Origin of the sequence: Stenotrophomonas sp. HMWF023, assembly GCF_003060985.1 — a bacterium.
In the GTDB taxonomy this organism is placed as follows: domain Bacteria; phylum Pseudomonadota; class Gammaproteobacteria; order Xanthomonadales; family Xanthomonadaceae; genus Stenotrophomonas; species Stenotrophomonas lactitubi.
The window spans coordinates 72,169-74,211 of record NZ_QAIJ01000083.1 but is presented as its reverse complement, the minus strand read 5'-3'; the positions used below and the strand labels follow the sequence as shown (position 1 = coordinate 74,211).

The 2,043-nt window shown below is 65.2% G+C and carries 2 protein-coding genes; both read right to left on the bottom strand.

The genetic code is table 11. The features are described from left to right. Window positions 1–446, bottom strand: a 446-nt coding sequence (locus DBR20_RS22610) for an MBL fold metallo-hydrolase (protein WP_258223202.1), incomplete at its 3' end; no start/stop codon positions are given. Between the two features lie 94 nt (window positions 447–540). Then, a partial coding sequence (locus tag DBR20_RS03765) for a TonB-dependent receptor (RefSeq protein ID WP_258223197.1) occupies window positions 541–2,043 on the bottom strand: 1,503 nt, incomplete at its 5' end.

Below are 2,043 nucleotides of genomic sequence, written 5' to 3'. Positions count from 1 at the left end.
GTGATGCCGTCGCCGAAGTGCAGGTCGTTGCTGCCGCCGCGTGCCAGCAGCACCGCCGATTCTGCATTGGCCACGATCTGCGCACCGGTGCCGCGCTTGAGCGCCGCAACCGGGCCGGCGTGGTCGGCGTGGGCATGGCTGAGCAGGATCAGGCGCAGATCATGCGGCGCAACACCGCGCGCTTTCATGTTGCGCAGCAGGTGATCGGCCATCTGCGGCATGCCGCCATCGAGCAGCACCGCGCCCTGCGGCGTCTGCACCAGCAGCGCGGTCAGGTCTTCGGTGCCGATCTGCCAGGTGTGGTCGGCAATCTGCAGCGGCGCCATCGGCTGCAGCCAGGAGGCATCCACGGTGTAGGCACGCAGCTGCGGAAGCGTCGGTTCGGCGGCAGAAGCCGCAGCGGGAAGCAGGGCAGCGAGCGTGATGGCGAGGGTCTGCAGGCGCATGGGAGGACACCGATGAAGGAGGCCCAGAAACTAGCATGGGCCTCCTTCGTCGCGTCACGCATAGATTTCATGGCACCCATAAGGGCGCCATCTCTCAGTAGCGGTACTGCCATCCCAGCGTCAGTACACGCCCGCGCCCGGCAAAATAGCTGGGATTGGATGGCGTGGTCTGCGAGTAGTAGGTGATGTACTGCTTGTTGGCGAGGTTCTGCACGCCCAGGGTGAAGCTGCTCTTGTCCAGCGCATAGCGGGCGACCAGGTCGAACGTGGTGTAGCCCTTGAAACTGGCCACCGGCACGCCGCGCAGGTCGAAGTCGCGATCGAAGGCATGGCTGGCCTGCAGACGGGTGCTGAGCTGCGAGGTCCAGCTCTGCTCCCAGAACGCGGTCAGGCGGTTCGGGGCGATGTTGACGCCCGCCAAGTCGCTTTCCAGTCGGCCATCCAGATTGGCGTCATAGCGGCCATTGGCGCGGGCATAGCCCAGGCCGATGCGGCTGTCGCCCAGGCGCAGCCGCAGGTTGGTCTCGAAGCCTTCCACCCGGGTAGCCTGGCGCTGCACGTTGTAGGCATCGATGCCGGCGTCATAGACCAGTACCGAACCCAGCTTGGATTCGGAGGTGTAGTACGCGATGTCGCCGCTGAAGCGACCATCGTCATATTCCAGCCCGATCTCGCGGTTGTCCGACACCACCGGTGACAGGTCCACCAGGGTGTCCACGCGCTGGCCATCGCGATTGATCGCGCGCAGCACGCGGCCGACATCGGCCACGGTGTAGCCTTCCGAATACGACGCGTAAGCGTTGAGGCGATCGTTGATGTACCAGACCGCGCCGAAATTGGGCAGCGTCTCGCTCATCGTCGGTTTGCCACCGGCCACCTTGCGTGCGCCGTAGCGGGGCAGGGTGGTGTAGTCGCCTACTTCCAGTTCGCCCTTTTCGTAACGCAGGCCAGCGGACAGCATGACGTGGTCGGTGGGCCACCACTGCAGCTGCAACAGCGGCGACAGGCTCTGGTAGGTGGTCAGCGGTACCCAGTTCAGGCCGCTGGCCAGCAATACCTGGTGGGTGCGGTCACGCAGGCCATCCAGGCCCAGGGTCACGTCCAGCGACGTGTCGCCGATGCGACGCCAGCTCTGGGTCAGCTTGAAGCCGCGCTTGTCCGATTCGTTCTGGGTCTGGTCCCAGGCAGCGTTGGCACCCGTGTTGCCCCACGGGTCCCACTGGCTGGCACCGTAACGCCCTTCAAAATCGACCGCGAACGCCTGCGCCAGGAACTGGCCGCCGAACAGATCGGCATTGCTGTAGTCCAGGGTCAGCGAGCGTGAGCGGTTCATCGGCGGATCGAGCGGCGTATCGCCGGGCACCGACGTGGCCGGGCGACCGCTGCGGAAGTTGCCATCCACGGGCAGGTAATTGTCCAGGCCACGCAGTTCGTAGCGATTGGCCATCAACTGCAGGCGCTGGCCTTCGGTGATGTTCCAGCCAAGCTTGGCGAAGATGTTGGTCGAGGTCGAATCCATCAGTTCGCCCTGCGCATTGGTGCCGATCGCACGGCCGTCGCCGTCGTAGTACAGGCCCTGCCGCTCATGGGCCAGGCC